Origin of the sequence: Streptomyces thermodiastaticus, assembly GCF_014656135.1 — a bacterium.
Classification (GTDB): Bacteria; Actinomycetota; Actinomycetes; order Streptomycetales; family Streptomycetaceae; genus Streptomyces; species Streptomyces thermodiastaticus.
Genome location: NZ_BNBV01000003.1, coordinates 1 through 14,237 on the forward strand (window position 1 = coordinate 1; position 14,237 = coordinate 14,237).

Here is a 14,237-nt window from a genome sequence, read left to right on the forward strand (position 1 = left end):
GGCGCCGGGGCGGGCTCGGGGGCCGGGGCCGGAGCCGGGGCCTCGGCGGCGGCCGGGGCCGGGGCGGCGGGCGGAGCGCCGGAGCCGTCGTCGATGACGGCCAGCTCGGCGCCGACCTCGACCGTCTCGTCCTCGGCGACCTTGATGGAGGACAGCACGCCGGAGGCGGGGGAGGGGATCTCGGTGTCGACCTTGTCGGTGGAGACCTCGAGCAGCGGCTCGTCGGCCTCGACACGCTCGCCCTCGGCCTTCAGCCAGCGGGTGACAGTGCCCTCGGTGACGCTCTCACCGAGCGCCGGAAGGGTTACGGAAACCGCCATGGTTTCGGTTGCTCCTAACGAATTGCGGAAGTCTGTGTCGTCGCGCGCGTGTGACCGAAGGCTCAGTCGTGGGAGTGGAGCGGCTTGCCGGCCAGCGCCAGGTGGGCCTCGCCGAGCGCCTCGTTCTGCGTCGGGTGGGCGTGGATGAGCTGGGCGACCTCGGCGGGCAGAGCCTCCCAGTTGTAGATCAGCTGGGCCTCGCCGACCTGCTCGCCCATGCGCTCGCCGACCATGTGGACGCCGACCACGGCACCGTCCTTGACCTGGACGAGCTTGATCTCGCCCGCGGTCTTCAGGATCTTGCTCTTGCCGTTGCCCGCCAGGTTGTACTTCAGCGCGACGACCTTGTCCGCGCCGTAGATCTCCTTGGCCTTGGCCTCGGTGAGACCCACGGAGGCGACCTCCGGCTGGCAGTACGTCACCCGCGGCACACCGTCGTAGTCGATCGGGACGACCTTCAGGCCGGCCAGGCGCTCGGCCACCAGGATGCCCTCGGCGAAGCCGACGTGCGCGAGCTGCAGGGTGGGCACCAGGTCGCCGACGGCGGAGATGGTCGGGACGTTGGTGCGCATGTACTCGTCGACGAGGACGTAACCGCGGTCCATGGCGACCCCGGCCTCCTCGTAGCCCAGGCCCTGGGAGACCGGGCCGCGGCCGACGGCGACCAGCAGGATCTCGGCCTCGAACTCCTTGCCGTCGGCGAGGGTGACCTTGACGCCGTCCTGGGTGTACTCGGCCTTGTCGAAGAAGGTGCCCAGGTTGAACTTGATCCCGCGCTTGCGGAAGGCGCGCTCCAGCAGCTTGGAGGAGTTCTCGTCCTCGACCGGGACCAGGTGCTTCATGCCCTCGATGATCGTGACGTCGGCACCGAAGGACTTCCACACGGAGGCGAACTCGACGCCGATGACGCCGCCGCCCAGGATGATCGCGGACTTGGGCACGCGGTCCAGGGTCAGGGCGTGGTCGGAGGAGATGATGCGGTCGCCGTCGATCTGCAGGCCCGGCAGGGACTTCGGCACGGAGCCGGTCGCCAGGAGGATGTGGCGGCCCTGGATCCGCTGGCCGTTGACGTCGACGGAGGTCGGGGAGGACAGCCGGCCCTCGCCCTCGATGTACGTGACCTTGCGGGAGGCGATCAGGCCCTGCAGGCCCTTGTACAGGCCCGAGACGACGTCGTCCTTGTACTTGTGGACGGCGGGCACGTCGATGCCCTCGAAGGTGGCCTTGACGCCGAACTGCTCGCTCTCGCGGGCCTGGTCGGCGATCTCGCCCGCGTGCAGCAGGGCCTTGGTGGGGATGCAACCCCGGTGCAGGCAGGTGCCGCCGACCTTGTCCTTCTCGATCAGGGCGACGTCCAGGCCCAGCTGGGCCCCGCGCAGGGCCGCGGCGTAACCACCGCTACCACCGCCGAGGATCACTAGGTCGAAAACGGTGCTGGCGTCGTTCGCCACGTCACGTCCTCCATGCATGTGCGCCGTGCACCGGTCGTCGGTGACCGGTTGGCGGCTGGTGTCCGGCCGCTCGTTCTTCGGCCCTCGGGTAGGGGCCCTGTCCTGCCGACGCCCATCTTTGCACTTGTCAGAACCGGACGAGACGCCGGGCCGCTGTGTGAGACGTACCACGCGCGTCGCGCAAGGGGACAAAACGGCCCCGAGCGCGAGAAGCGCCCGGGGCCGTCCCGCCGGACGGGGGAACTCCCGAGGTGACCGGAGGAAGATCAGACCAGGTCGCCCGCGGCGGCACGCTCCGCCAGCCGCACCAGCGTGCGCACCGCGCTGCCCGTGCCGCCCTTCGGCGTGTACCCGAACGGGCCCTGCTCGTTGAAGGCCGGCCCGGCGATGTCCAGGTGCGCCCAGGTGATGCCCTCGCCGACGAACTCGCGCAGGAACAGACCGGCGACCAGGCCGCCGCCCATGCGCTCGCCCATGTTGGCGATGTCGGCGACCGAGGAGTCCATGCCCTTGCGCAGGTGCCCGGGCAGCGGCATCGGCCAGGAGTCCTCGCCGGCCTCCTGCGCGGCCTCGTGGACCTTGGCGCGGAAGGTGTCGTCGTTCGCCATGATGCCGAAGGTGCGGTTGCCCAGCGCCAGCACCATCGCGCCGGTCAGGGTGGCCACGTCCACCAGCGCGTCCGGCTTCTCCTGCGAGGCAGCCCACAGCGCGTCCGCCATCACCAGCCGGCCCTCGGCGTCGGTGTTGAGCACCTCCACCGTCTTGCCGCTGAACATGCGCAGCACGTCACCGGGGCGCACGGCGGAGCCGGAGGGCATGTTCTCGGCCAGCGCCAGCCAGCCGGTGACGTTGACCTCCAGACCCAGACGGGCGGCGGCGACCACCGCGGCGAACACGGCGGCGGCACCGCCCATGTCGCACTTCATGGTCTCGTTGTGGCCGGCCGGCTTCAGCGAGATGCCACCCGAGTCGTAGGTGATGCCCTTGCCGACGAGCGCCAGGTGCTTCTTCGCCTTGGAGCTGGTGTACGACACCTTCACCAGCCGGGGCGCCGACGCCGAACCCGAGCCGACGCCCAGGATGCCGCCGTAGCCGCCCTTGGCCAGCTCCGTCTCGTCGAGCACCTGCACCTTCAGGCCGTGCTCCTTGCCCGCCTCCTGCACGATGGCGGCGAACGCCGCCGGATTCAGGTCGTTGGAGGGGGTGTTCACCAGGTCGCGGGCGCGGTTCAGCTCCTCGGCCACGGCGGTGGCGCGCTCGACGGCCGCCTTGAACTCCTTGTCGCGGGGCTTGCCGCCGAGCAGCACGGCCTCGCCCAGCGGCTTCTTGCCGTTGCGGCCGGAGCCGTCCTTGCCGTTGTCGCCCTTGTACGCGTCGAAGGAGTACGCGCCGAGCAGCGCGCCCTCGCCGACCGCGCCGGCGTCGGCGGCGTCGGCCAGCGGCAGGAGGAAGGCGGCCTTCTCGGCGCCGGCCAGGGCGCGGGCGGCCGTACCGGCGGCGCGGCGCAGTGCCTCGTGGCCGAAGCGACCGTTCTCCTCGGGCGCCGTGCCCAGGCCCACCGCGAGCACGAGCGGAGCCTTGAACCCGGACGGCGCGGGCAGCTTGGTCACCTCGCCCTCGGCACCCGACGCACCGAGGGTGTCCAGGACGTCGACGAGCTTGCCGTCGAAGGCGGCGTCGACCTCCTCGGCGCCCGGCACGAGGACCAGGTCCCCGGAGGCGGACGAGGAGCCCTTGGCGACACCGACGACGAGCGCGTCGGCACGCAGGCCGGAAACCCCGGCGGTGCTGAGAGTGAGAGCAGTCACGGTGGTGAATTCTCGCTTCCCTGTAAAAGGCGGTGATGTGGCCGAAAGGGGTGGGTCGACCGGGCCCGACCACCGAACCCCAGACCTTGCGGAGATCCTTCCTGCGGCGCGGTCTTCACCCGGACAGGCAGACACCCGGCCACGAGCCTACGCGCGTCGCCGCACCGGGCAGCCGTGCGGGTTGTGTGAAGACGGGGTACCGCCGCCGGCCGCCGGTGTCCCGAGGGCGCCCGTCGGCCGGTGACCAGGCGCTGTCGTGTGCCCGGCGTGTGCGCCGTCCGCCCGGTCCGAAGCGCCGTTGCCGCCGACCCGGTGCGCTCCGCCCGCCGGTCGCGCGCGCCCGTCCGCCGGTGCGCGCACCGCTGGAAAGCGCCAGTGCGCGGTCCGGACGGACACCCGCGCGTCCGGGCGGTGCGGCCGGTCGGCGATGATCGTCATGTGCACACCACCGCAGAGCGCTCCGTCTCCCCGGTCGCCGCCCGCCCGCTCCTCCTCGCCGTCGTCCTCACCGCCCTCCTCGCCGTCTCGCCTCTGCTCGCCGGATGCGCCGGCTCGTCCGGCGGGGCGGAAGGGGACGACGACACGGCGCACGACCGGGACGCCGTGCCGTCCGCATCCGCCGCCCGCTGGCAGCCCCGCCCCGGCACCACCTGGCAGTGGCAGCTCAGCGGGCACCTGGACACCTCCGTGCCGGCCGAGGTGTACGACATCGACGGCTTCGACCAGACCGCGGCGACCGTCGCCGCGCTGCACCGCAAGGGACGCAAGGTCATCTGCTACATCTCCACCGGCGCCTGGGAGGAGTTCCGCGCCGACGCGAAGAAGTTCCCCGCGTCCGTGCTCGGCAAGAGCAACGGCTGGCCCGGCGAACGCTGGCTCGACATCCGCCGCACCGAGGTGCTGGAGCCGCTGATGGCGGCCCGGCTCGACATGTGCCGGGACAAGGGCTTCGACGCGGTCGAGCCGGACAACATGGACGGCTACCGCAACACCACCGGCTTCCCGCTGACCGCCGCCGACCAGCTGCGCTACAACCGTCTGATCGCCCGCCTCGCCCACGAGCGCGGTCTGGCGGCCGGCCTGAAGAACGACCTGGACCAGATCCCGCAGCTGGTCGGCGACTTCGACTTCGCCGTCAACGAGCAGTGCGCCCAGTACGGCGAGTGCGCACGGCTGAAGCCGTTCACCGACGCCGGCAAGGCGGTCTTCCACGCCGAGTACGAGCTGCCGCCCAGCCGCTACTGCGACCAGTCCCGCGAGCTGCGGCTCAGCTCGCTGCGCAAGACGTACGAGCTGACGGCCTGGCGCCGCACCTGCTGACCCGCCGCCCGGCGCCGCCCGCCGTCCCGTCCCGGCCCGGCCGCTCAGCCCAGGGACAGCAGCACCAGCGCACAGGTCGCCGCCGTCTCCGCGAGAGCGCCGAAGACGTCCCCCGTCACCCCGCCGAAACGGCGGACGCAGTGACGCAGCAGCAGCTCGGCGGCGGCGAGCGCGGCGAGCACCGCGCCCGCGGCGAGCAGCGCGGTGCGCACACCCAGGGCCGCGCCCGCCGCGGCGGCGGCCGGCGTGACGACCAGCGCCACGGCGAGCGCACCGCCCGGCGGGACCACACCCGCCACGGCCGCCCCCAGCCCCTCGGGCCGGGCGGCCGGAACCCCGGTGCGCGCGGCCAGCGTCAGCGCCAGCCGGGCCACCACCGCCGCGACGACCGCGGCGAGCGCACCCCGGGCCCAGGAGCCGGCCCAGGCCTGGGCCAGCGCGGCCACCTGGGCCGCCAGCACCAGCACCAGGGTGATCACCCCGAAGGGGCCGATGTCCGACCGCTTCATGATCCGCAGCGCGTCCGCGGCGGGCTTGCCGCTGCCCAGCCCGTCCGCGGTGTCCGCCAGCCCGTCCAGATGCAGCCCGCGGGTGAGCACCGCCGGCACCGCCACGGCGGCGACGGCCGCGAGCAGCGGACCGGCGCCCAGCACCCTCAGCAGCAGGCCCGCGGCGGCGCTCGCGGCACCGACGACCAGCCCGGCCAGCGGCGCGCACAGCATGCCGCCCCGCGCCGCGTCCCGGTCCCACCGGCTCACCCGCACCGGCAGCACGGTGAGCGTGCCGAAGGCGAACCGCAGACCGGGCAGCGCCGGCCGGGGCGGCCGCTCGGGCGCGGCGGACGGCGCAGAGGACGAGGAGGACGAGGAGGACGAGGAGGACGAGGAGGACGAGGACGGCGGGTCAGGAGTGGACGCTGCGGACACCCGGGCAGACTACGGGACCACCGCGCGTGCCCCGCGCACCAGGACCACGACCGCCCATTCCGCCCGGTGCCTCAGTGCCCGCCGGAGGTCTCCGCCTCCGGCCGCACCGTTGCATCGCCCTCGTCGCCGGACGTTCCGCCGGCCGTGTCCGGCGTCTCCTCCTCGGCCGGTGCCTCGGGCAGCTCCGCCGCCAGGGCCGCCGCGGACTGCACCAGCGGCAGGGCCAGCAGGGCGCCCGCGCCCTCGCCGACGGTCACCTCGTGGTCCAGCAGCGGCTCCAGCGCCATCCGGTCCAGTGCCTTGGCCTGGCCCGGCTCCCCGCTGCTGTGCCCGGCCAGCCACCAGTCCGGCGCCCGGAACGCCACCCGCTGGGCCACCAGCGCGCACGCCGCCGAGACCACGCCGTCCAGGATCACCGGCAGCTTGCGCACCGCGCACTGCAGCAGGAATCCGGTCGTCGCGGCCAGATCGGCACCGCCCACCGTGGCCAGCAGCCGCAGCTGGTCGCCGAGGACCGGCCGGGCCCGGCGCAGCGCGTCCCGGATCGCCGCGCACTTGCGCATCCACGCCAGGTCGTCGATCGGCTCCCCGCCGCGCCCGGTCACCACCGAGGCGTCCGTCCCGCACAGCGCGGCGATCAGCACCGCCGCCGCGGTGGTCCCGCCCACGCTGATGTCGCCGAGCACCACCGTGTCCGTGCCGGAGTCGGCCTCCTCGTCGGCCACCGCCATCCCGGCCCGGAACGCGGCCTCCGCCTCCTCGGGCGTCAGCGCGTCCTCGACGTCGATGCGCCCGCTGCCGCGCCGCACCCGGTGCCGTACGACGTCCGCGGGCAGCGACTCGGCCGGGCAGTCCAGCGCCATGTCCACCACCCGCACCGGCACGCCCTGCCGGCGGGCCAGCACCGACACCGGCCGCCCGCCCTCCAGCACCGCCCGCACCAGCCGCTCCGCGCTGCCCGCGGGCCGCCGGGAGACCCCGAGCGACGCGACCCCGTGGTCGCCGGCGAACAGCACCACCCGGGGCCGCTGAATCGGCCGCACCGGCACGGTGCCCTGCGCCGCGGCCAGCCACTCACCCACATGGTCCAGGCGGCCCAGCGCACCGGGCGGCACCACCAGGCGCTCCCGGCGCGCCTCGGCGTCACGGCGGACCCCGCCGTCGGGGCGCTCGATCAGGTCGGTGAAGTCGTCGAGATTCAGCGAGCTCATTCGCGGAACAGTACCGGCCCGCCCCGCGCCGGTCCGAGTCGCGTCACCGCCATACCCGTACGGGCTCTTCCGGGCCAAGATCCCGATCCCATACGTTCCCTTTGCCGTGAAATGCCGACACGGGCGGAGCGGCGCGTCCACGGCGGACGTGCCCCGCCCCGCCCATCCGGGAGCCGCCCATGCCGCCTGTGCCGTGCGCCTCGCCGGTCCGTGACCCGCGCCGCATCGCGTACGCCGCCGAACTCGCCCTCGGCACCGACCACTTCCACGAACCGCGCCGCGAGGACTGCCCCTGGTGCGGATCGACGCGGCTGCGCACCCGGCTGCGCGCCCCCGACCTGCTGCAGCACAAGCCGGGCACCTTCGTCCTGGACCGGTGCCGGGACTGCGGGCACATCTTCCAGAACCCCCGGCTCAGCCCTGCCGGGCTCGCCTTCTACCACCGCGATCACGACGAGACCGACCCGGAGAACCTGCCCGACCCCGTCCTCGCGCTGCGCCGCAGCCACCGGCGCCACCGGGCCGACGCCCTGCTGATGCGGGGCGTGGGCGAGCCCGAGAGCTGGCTGGACGTCGGCACCGGCCACGGCCACTTCCCGGCGGCGGCCAAGGAGGTCTTCCCGTACACCTCCTTCGACGGGCTCGACCCGACCCCGCGCGTGGTGCGGGCCCGCGCAGCCGGCCATGTCGAGGAGGCCCACATCGGTCATCTGGCCGACCCGCGCATCGCGCGGCGGCTGCGCGGACGCTACGACGTCGTCAGCATCTTCCACCACCTGGCCCACGCCCCCGATCCCCGGGCGGAGCTGCGCGGCGCGCTCACCGTCCTGCGGCCCGGCGGGCACCTGCTGGTCGAACTGCCCGACCCGCGCAGCGCGTTCGCCCTGCTGCTGGGAAAATGGTGGCCCGGGCACGGACAGCCGCGCCATCTGCACCTGCTGCCGCCGGCCAACCTCCGCGCGGAACTGCGGGCGGCCGGCTGCACGGTCCTCGTCACCGACCGGCGCAGCCCCCACCGCCCGGGCGACCTCGCCGCGGCCCTCGCGCTCGCCCTCGCCCGCCTCCTGCCGCCGGACGACGTCCCCTGGCGCGCCGTCCCGCCGAGCACCCCGCACCGCGCCCTGCGCACCCTGCTGTCCGCGCTGACCAGTCCCCTGGTGGACGCCACGGCCCTGCTCGACCACGCCCTGGCCCCCCTGGCACGCCGCGTCCCCGGCCTGTCCAACGGCTACCGCGTCGTCGCCCGCCGGGACACCGCATGACGGGACACCACGTGACGGGGCACCGCGTGACGGGATGCGGACCGGGCGGGGTCAGCCCCGCAGCGCCAGGGCCTGGCCCGCCACCACCAGCAGCACCTGCTCGCACTCGGCGGCGAACGCGGCGTTGAGCCGGCCGAGTTCGTCCCGGTAGCGGCGGCCGGAGGCGGTGGCCGGGACGATGCCGGAACCGACCTCGTTGGAGACCGCGACCACCGTACGCCGGGTCGCCCGGACCGCCTCCGTCAAGGCGGTCACTCGTTCTTTGAGCGCCTTCTCGCCGCCTCCCGCCCACTCCGCGTCGTCCCAGGCGCCCACGGCGTCCATCGCGTCCGTCAGCCACAACGACAGACAGTCGATCAGCAGCGGCGGACCGTCCTCGGCCAGCAGCGGCACCAGGTCGCAGGTCTCCACGGTGCGCCAGGAGCCCGGCCGGCGCTCACGGTGCGCGGCGACCCGGGCCGCCCACTCGGTGTCCCCGCCCCGGGTGCCGCCGGTGGCGACGTACACCACTCCGGGAAAGGACTCCAGCCGCCGCTCGGCCTCCGCCGACTTGCCCGACCGCGCCCCGCCCAGCACCAGGGTGCGCCGCGGCACGTCCGGCACGTCCTCGTACGCCCCGACCGTCAGCGTGGTGCCGTCCGGCACCGCCCGCGCCCCGGCCGCCGCCAGCCGGCGGTGCAGCTCCGGGCCGGGCGGCACGTCGTGGTCCAGATGGACCGCGATCACGTCCGTGGTCGGCCCCACCGACCCCACCGCCCGCAGCCGGGCCAGCGCGTCCGGCCTCCCCACCACGTCCAGCAGGACCATGTCGTACGTCTCCGCCGCGCCCTCCTCGACCCCGGCCGGGGCACCCCCCGGCGGCAGATACAGCAGCCGGGTGCCGTCCGCCGCGGTCACCGCGTAGCCCGTGCCCGGCGCGTCCAGGGCCACCGCCCGCACCCGGTGCCCGGTCAGCAGCGCCAGCTCACGGCCGTCCGGCACCCGGCCCGGTTGCGGCAGCCCGGCCGGCACCTCCAGGGCCGGCCCGTCGTGCGGATGGGACAGCAGCACCTGCGTCACCCCGGTCAGCGACCGCCCGGCCCGCGCGGCCGCCAGCGCCGCCCCCGGGGTGAGGTCCAGCAGCAGCGCCCCGTCCACGAGCAGCGCGGTCGCCGTGCGCGCGTCGGGGCCGAGCGCCGACGCGCAGGCCGCGCAGGGGCAATGGGGGCGGGGCAGTCCCGCGGGGGCACCGGTGCCGAGCAGAGTCACGTCCACGGACCCGATTGTCCTGTGCCGTCGCAGGCCTTGCGCATCCGACTAGGCTGCGGGCAGGAGCCGGACCGCGATCCGGCTTCCGCCGTGCAGTGTGCCGACAGTGCTCACACCAGGGAGGCGTCATGGTGGCATGGACGTGGCGGTTCGAGAGGGCCGACGGGACGGAGGTCCAGCCCGCCGTCCAGCCGGAGGAGTTCTCCACGCAGAGCGACGCCGAGTCCTGGATCGGGGAGAACTGGCGGGCCCTGCTGGAGGGCGGCGCCGACCAGGTGCGGCTGTTCGAGGACTCCACCGAGGTCTACGGCCCGATGAGCCTGCACGCGGAGAACACCCCGGGCGACGCGTAGACGTCCCGGCGCGCCGGGGGACGGCCCCGCCGTTCCCCGGCCCTGTTCTCGGGTTCGGTCACTGTTCGCCGAGCGTCACCTCCACCGTCTTCTCCGCGCCGTCGCGCAGATACGTCACCTGCACCCGCTGCCCCGGTTTCGCCGTGGCCAGCGCCTCCGACAGCGAGGTGATCGTGGTGATGTCCGTGCCGCCGACCCGGACGATCACGTCCCCGGCCCGGATGCCCGCCCGGTCCGCCGCGCCGCCCCGCCGCACCTCGACCACCGCGACTCCGGCGGGCTGGAAGCCGGCGTCGACGACCGTGCGGCCGGTGATCTGCAGCGCGGCCCGCCCGGAGCGGACGACCCTGCCGTACTTCACGATCTGCCCGGCGATCGTCTTCACCGTGGACGCCGGGATCGCGAAGCCGATGCCGGGCGCCGCACTGCCGCCCAGCTGGGGATCGGTGGCGGCGAGCGTGGGGATGCCGATGACCTCGCTGTCCAGGTTCACCAGCGCCCCGCCGCTGTTGCCCGGATTGATGGCGGCCGACGTCTGCACCATGTCGGCGATCGTCGCGCCCGTGCCGCCGTTGCCGTCGCCCTCGCTGACGGTGCGCCCCGTCGCCGAGACGATGCCCTGGGTCACGCTGGAGGACAGCCCGAGCGGCGAGCCCATGGCCAGGACGATCTGCCCCACCTCCACCTTCTCGGAGTCGCCGAACACCGCGGGCCGCAGCCCGCGCGGCACCGTGTCCAGCTTGACGACGGCCAGGTCCTGGTCCGGGTAGGAGGAGACCAGACGTGCGGTGAGCGTCTGCTCGCTGCCGGCCGTGGTCACCCGGAACGTGCGGTCGTCCGCGACGACGTGCGCATTGGTGACGATGTGCCCCTTGTCGTCGAACACCACACCCGAGCCGAGATCGCGGCTGCCCTGGATCTGCACCACGGACGGCAGCACGTCCTTGATCACCCGCTGGTAGTCGCTCTGCAGGGCGTCCGTGGCACTGCGGGCGGTGTCCCGGCCGGTCTCCGCGGACGGCTTCTTGGTGCCGGAGGGCTCACCGGAGCCGGTCGGCCCGTCGCACCCGGACAGCGGGGCGGTCAGACACAGGACGGCGACGAGCGCGGCGAGCAGCCTGAGGGCCGGTGTGCGGGCAGGGGAGACGTCCATGCACCGAGTCTGGCCGGGCACCGGGGCCGAGGCGTCCGATGCTCACCCGAACGAGCGGCGCTGTCGGCGCGGACCGGGAAACGCCCGAAGGAACAGTGCGCCCGGCACGCACCCAGGAGCGGACACGTACCGAGGAGTGAGTGAGGAGTGAGTACGGCCCCGGCTCAGCCGCGCACCCCGCACAGGTGCAGCAGGGTGGCGACCGCACGGTAGGGGTCCGTCCGCCCGGCCCGCTCCTCGACGGCCAGCAGCATCCCCACGTCCACCGGCAGACCGGCGTCCGGCTGCGGCCGCTGCGGGAAGACCGCGTCGGTGAAGACCCGCACGCCGTACCAGGCCTGCAGCGGCGCACCGATCCCGGCGAGCGTCGCCGTCAGGTCGGCCAGCCGTTCCGCGCGCCCCTCGCGGGGCGGCTGCGCCGAGGAGGCGCCGGTGTCCGTCTCGTCGTCCGCGCCGGTGCGCGGACCCGGCAGCCGCACGCCGGCGTCGAGGGCCGCCAGCGCCCCGGCCCAGTCGCCGCGCAGCCCCGGCCCGAACGCCGGCGCGTCGCCGTTGCGCACCACCAGGGACAGCAGGCCGCCCGGGGCGAGCATCCGGGCCAGCCCGGCGAGCAGCGGATCGGGCTCCGGCACCGACATCAGCACGCCGTGGCACAGCACCACGTCGAAGCTGCCCGGAAGGAAGTGCACCCCCGTGTCCCGGCCGTCGCCCTCCACGATCCGCGTCCGCTGCCGGATCCCGGGCGGCTCGGCGGCCAGCGCCTCGCGGGCCGCGGTGAGCAGGGCGGGGTCGTCCTCCAGACCGGTCACCGTGTGCCCGGCCCGCGCCAGCCGCAGGGCCTGCGTGCCCAGGCCCATGCCGACGTCGAGCACCCGCAGCTGCCGTCCGAGCGGGAACCGGGCCGCCAGCTGCTCGTCGAGCTGCCGGGCCACCAGCTCCCGCCGTACGACGTCGTGCAGTCCGGCGGGCCGGACGTGCCCGGCGTCCCCGGGGCACGCGGTCGTACTCAGGGCCGCTCCCCGCGCTTGACCACCGGCTTGGGCAGCCGCAGCCGGCGCATCTGCAGCGAGCGCATCAGCGCGTACGCGACCGCGCCCCGCTTGTTCTCGTCCGGGAAGCGTTCGTTCAGCCGCTTCCTCAGCCGGAACCCGGTGACGGCGGAGTCCAGCACGATCAGCACGATCACCACGAGCCACAGCAGCAGCGCGAGGGTCTGCATGGAGTCCACGCGGATCATGCTCAGCACGAGGATGACCACGGCCACCGGCAGGAAGAACTCCGCGACGTTGAACCGCGAGTCGATGAAGTCCCGCGCGTACCTGCGCACCGGTCCCTTGTCACGGGGCGGCAGGTAGCGCTCGTCGCCGGTGGCGAGCGCCTGGCGCTGGCGCTCCAGCGCGGCGCGGCGCTCCTCGCGCCGCCGCGCGGCGGCCTCCTTGCGCGTCATCGGGGTATGGGCGACGCTGCGGCGCTGGGCCTGGGCCTCACGCCGCTTGGGCGTGGGGCGGCCCTTGGGGGCCTGCGGGTCACGGGGCTGCTTGGAGACGGTCACCGGCGCCTGTTCGGCGACCGGGGCCTTCTCTTCCTTGGCACGGGTACGGAACACAAAGCCCAAGGGTAAAGGTTTGACCCTGGCGGGCCCCAGTCCCGCGGGGAACGATCCGGCAACGCCGGGCGTCCTCACGGGGCGAGGAACGCACCCCCGCACGAAACGGTGCACTCCGCCCCTGTCCGCTCCCGCGGCCCACCATCCCCTCCTCCTTGCGCCGGAGCGCGGACGCGCGCAGTCGTCCTCGGGAATGAGCGCATTGCTTCCCCGGCAGTGCGGTAATGGATGCAGGGCCCGTACTGTGGGTTCTGTCGCAGAGCTGTGAGCCGGAGTCGGTCAGAAGGGGGCGCGCGAAGCCCATGAGCGGTGTGATGAAGCGTATGGGGATGATCTTCCGCGCGAAGGCGAACAAGGCCCTGGACCGGGCCGAGGACCCGCGCGAGACCCTCGATTACTCGTACCAGAAGCAGCTGGAGCTGCTGCAGAAGGTCCGCCGCGGCGTCGCCGACGTGGCCACCAGCCGCAAGCGCCTGGAACTCCAGCTCAACCAGCTGCAGCAGCAGTCCGGCAAGCTGGAGGACCAGGGCCGCAAGGCGCTCGCGCTGGGCCGCGAGGACCTGGCCCGCGAGGCCCTGTCCCGCAAGGCGGCCCTGCAGCAGCAGATCACGGACCTGCAGACCCAGCACGCCACCCTCCAGGGCGAGGAGGAGAAGCTGACCCTGGCGGCTCAGCGGCTGCAGGCCAAGGTCGACGCCTTCCGCACCAAGAAGGAGACCATCAAGGCCACCTACACCGCCGCCCAGGCGCAGACCCGCATCGGCGAGGCCTTCTCCGGGATCTCCGAGGAAATGGGCGACGTGGGCCTGGCGATCCAGCGCGCCGAGGACAAGACCGCCCAGCTGCAGGCCCGCGCCGGCGCGATCGACGAGCTGCTCGCCTCCGGCGCCCTCGAGGACCCCTCCGGCATGGTCAAGGACGACATCCAGGCCGAGCTGGACCGGCTTGCCGGCGGTACGGACGTGGAGCTGGAGCTGCAGCGCATGAAGGCCGAGCTGGCCGGAGGCATCTCCGCCGGCCGGCAGGAGCTGGAGGGCGGCCAGGGCCAGGCGCAGCCCCAGCAGCAGCCGCAGGACACCCCGCGGTTCGACAAGCAGTAGGCCGTCCGCGCTCACCGCACCACCGGGCAGCGCGGCAGCAGCCCGCCGCACAGCCACGTCACCGACAGCCGCGGCCGTCCACGCCGCCGAGGAGGGCGACATGATCGTACGGATCATGGGGGAGGGGCAGGTGAGGCTGGCCGACAGCCACCTCGCCGAGCTGAACAAACTGGACGACGAACTCCTGGCCGAGGTGGAGAAGGGCGACGGTTCCGGCTTCCGCCGCACGCTGACCGCCCTGCTCACCCGGGTCCGGGAACTCGGCGAGCCGCTGCCGGACGACTCCCTGGAGCCGTCCGAGCTGATCCTGCCCGCCGAGGAGGCGACCCTGGAGGAGGTCCGGGAGCTGCTCAGCGGCGACGGCCTGATCCCCGGATGACGCCGCGGCAGTCCGCTCCCGCTGCCGACTCCGCCGCAGCTCAGCGGCGACGGCCGGCGCCGCACCCGGCGCCGGCCGCCTGCCGTCACCCCGTACGGTG

14 protein-coding genes are annotated in these 14,237 nt (G+C 74.2%); 5 read left to right on the forward strand and 9 right to left on the reverse strand.

Annotated elements, in window-relative coordinates; genetic code table 11:
* The 3 genes from IE286_RS03610 to IE286_RS03620 all read right to left on the reverse strand — a co-directional run.
* Positions 1 to 320: biotin/lipoyl-containing protein (locus tag IE286_RS03610; protein ID WP_308437388.1), on the reverse strand; the 320-nt coding region annotated here is incomplete at its 3' end.
* A 62-nt stretch (positions 321 to 382) separates the two neighbouring features.
* Positions 383 to 1,771 carry a dihydrolipoyl dehydrogenase gene (gene lpdA / locus IE286_RS03615; RefSeq protein WP_189795123.1) on the reverse strand — a complete coding sequence of 463 codons (1,389 nt, stop codon included), beginning with the start codon at positions 1,769 to 1,771 and terminating at the stop codon, positions 383 to 385.
* A gap of 266 nt (positions 1,772 to 2,037) precedes the next feature.
* Positions 2,038 to 3,579, reverse strand: coding sequence for a leucyl aminopeptidase (locus IE286_RS03620; RefSeq protein WP_189795124.1), 1,542 nt, complete (start codon positions 3,577 to 3,579; stop codon positions 2,038 to 2,040).
* 438 nt (positions 3,580 to 4,017) lie between these two features.
* Between IE286_RS03620 and IE286_RS03625 the strand changes: the two genes are divergently transcribed.
* Positions 4,018 to 4,899 carry an endo alpha-1,4 polygalactosaminidase gene (locus IE286_RS03625; RefSeq protein WP_229861938.1) on the forward strand — a complete coding sequence of 294 codons (882 nt, stop codon included), beginning with the start codon at positions 4,018 to 4,020 and terminating at the stop codon, positions 4,897 to 4,899.
* A gap of 44 nt (positions 4,900 to 4,943) precedes the next feature.
* Here the strand turns inward: IE286_RS03625 and IE286_RS03630 are convergent, their stop codons facing one another.
* Positions 4,944 to 5,708 carry an adenosylcobinamide-GDP ribazoletransferase gene (locus IE286_RS03630; RefSeq protein WP_229861961.1) on the reverse strand — a complete coding sequence of 255 codons (765 nt, stop codon included), beginning with the start codon at positions 5,706 to 5,708 and terminating at the stop codon, positions 4,944 to 4,946.
* A 188-nt stretch (positions 5,709 to 5,896) separates the two neighbouring features.
* Complete coding sequence (gene cobT / locus IE286_RS03635) at positions 5,897 to 7,036, reverse strand: nicotinate-nucleotide--dimethylbenzimidazole phosphoribosyltransferase (protein ID WP_189795126.1); 1,140 nt, start codon at positions 7,034 to 7,036, stop codon at positions 5,897 to 5,899.
* Positions 7,037 to 7,215: 179 nt separating this feature from the next.
* Here cobT and IE286_RS03640 point away from each other — a divergent pair, with 179 nt between their 5' ends.
* Positions 7,216 to 8,298, forward strand: coding sequence for a class I SAM-dependent methyltransferase (locus tag IE286_RS03640; protein ID WP_189795127.1), 1,083 nt, complete (start codon positions 7,216 to 7,218; stop codon positions 8,296 to 8,298).
* A 51-nt stretch (positions 8,299 to 8,349) separates the two neighbouring features.
* On the opposite strand, the gene IE286_RS03645 is transcribed toward IE286_RS03640, so the two are convergent.
* Positions 8,350 to 9,552 carry a bifunctional adenosylcobinamide kinase/adenosylcobinamide-phosphate guanylyltransferase gene (locus IE286_RS03645; protein WP_189795128.1) on the reverse strand — a complete coding sequence of 401 codons (1,203 nt, stop codon included), beginning with the start codon at positions 9,550 to 9,552 and terminating at the stop codon, positions 8,350 to 8,352.
* Positions 9,553 to 9,674: 122 nt separating this feature from the next.
* Here IE286_RS03645 and IE286_RS03650 point away from each other — a divergent pair, with 122 nt between their 5' ends.
* Positions 9,675 to 9,899, forward strand: coding sequence for a hypothetical protein (locus IE286_RS03650; RefSeq protein ID WP_189795129.1), 225 nt, complete (start codon positions 9,675 to 9,677; stop codon positions 9,897 to 9,899).
* A gap of 58 nt (positions 9,900 to 9,957) precedes the next feature.
* Here the strand turns inward: IE286_RS03650 and IE286_RS03655 are convergent, their stop codons facing one another.
* The 3 genes from IE286_RS03655 to IE286_RS03665 all read right to left on the reverse strand — a co-directional run bounded on the left by IE286_RS03655 (position 9,958) and on the right by IE286_RS03665 (position 12,658).
* The gene (locus IE286_RS03655; protein ID WP_189795130.1) at positions 9,958 to 11,052 is read right to left on the reverse strand and encodes a S1C family serine protease; all 1,095 of its coding nucleotides are present in this window, start codon (positions 11,050 to 11,052) and stop codon (positions 9,958 to 9,960) included.
* A gap of 164 nt (positions 11,053 to 11,216) precedes the next feature.
* Complete coding sequence (locus IE286_RS03660; protein WP_189795426.1) at positions 11,217 to 11,987, reverse strand: class I SAM-dependent methyltransferase; 771 nt, start codon at positions 11,985 to 11,987, stop codon at positions 11,217 to 11,219.
* Between the two features lie 71 nt (positions 11,988 to 12,058).
* Positions 12,059 to 12,658 carry a DUF3043 domain-containing protein gene (locus tag IE286_RS03665; RefSeq protein ID WP_229861939.1) on the reverse strand — a complete coding sequence of 200 codons (600 nt, stop codon included), beginning with the start codon at positions 12,656 to 12,658 and terminating at the stop codon, positions 12,059 to 12,061.
* Between the two features lie 302 nt (positions 12,659 to 12,960).
* Between IE286_RS03665 and IE286_RS03670 the strand changes: the two genes are divergently transcribed.
* Both IE286_RS03670 and pspAA read left to right on the forward strand, forming a co-directional pair.
* The gene (locus tag IE286_RS03670; protein WP_189795132.1) at positions 12,961 to 13,758 is read left to right on the forward strand and encodes a PspA/IM30 family protein; all 798 of its coding nucleotides are present in this window, start codon (positions 12,961 to 12,963) and stop codon (positions 13,756 to 13,758) included.
* Between the two features lie 100 nt (positions 13,759 to 13,858).
* A complete protein-coding gene (gene pspAA, locus IE286_RS03675) occupies positions 13,859 to 14,137 on the forward strand; it encodes a PspA-associated protein PspAA (RefSeq protein ID WP_189795133.1) in 279 nt (92 codons plus the stop codon).
* Positions 14,138 to 14,237 lie beyond the last annotated feature (100 nt).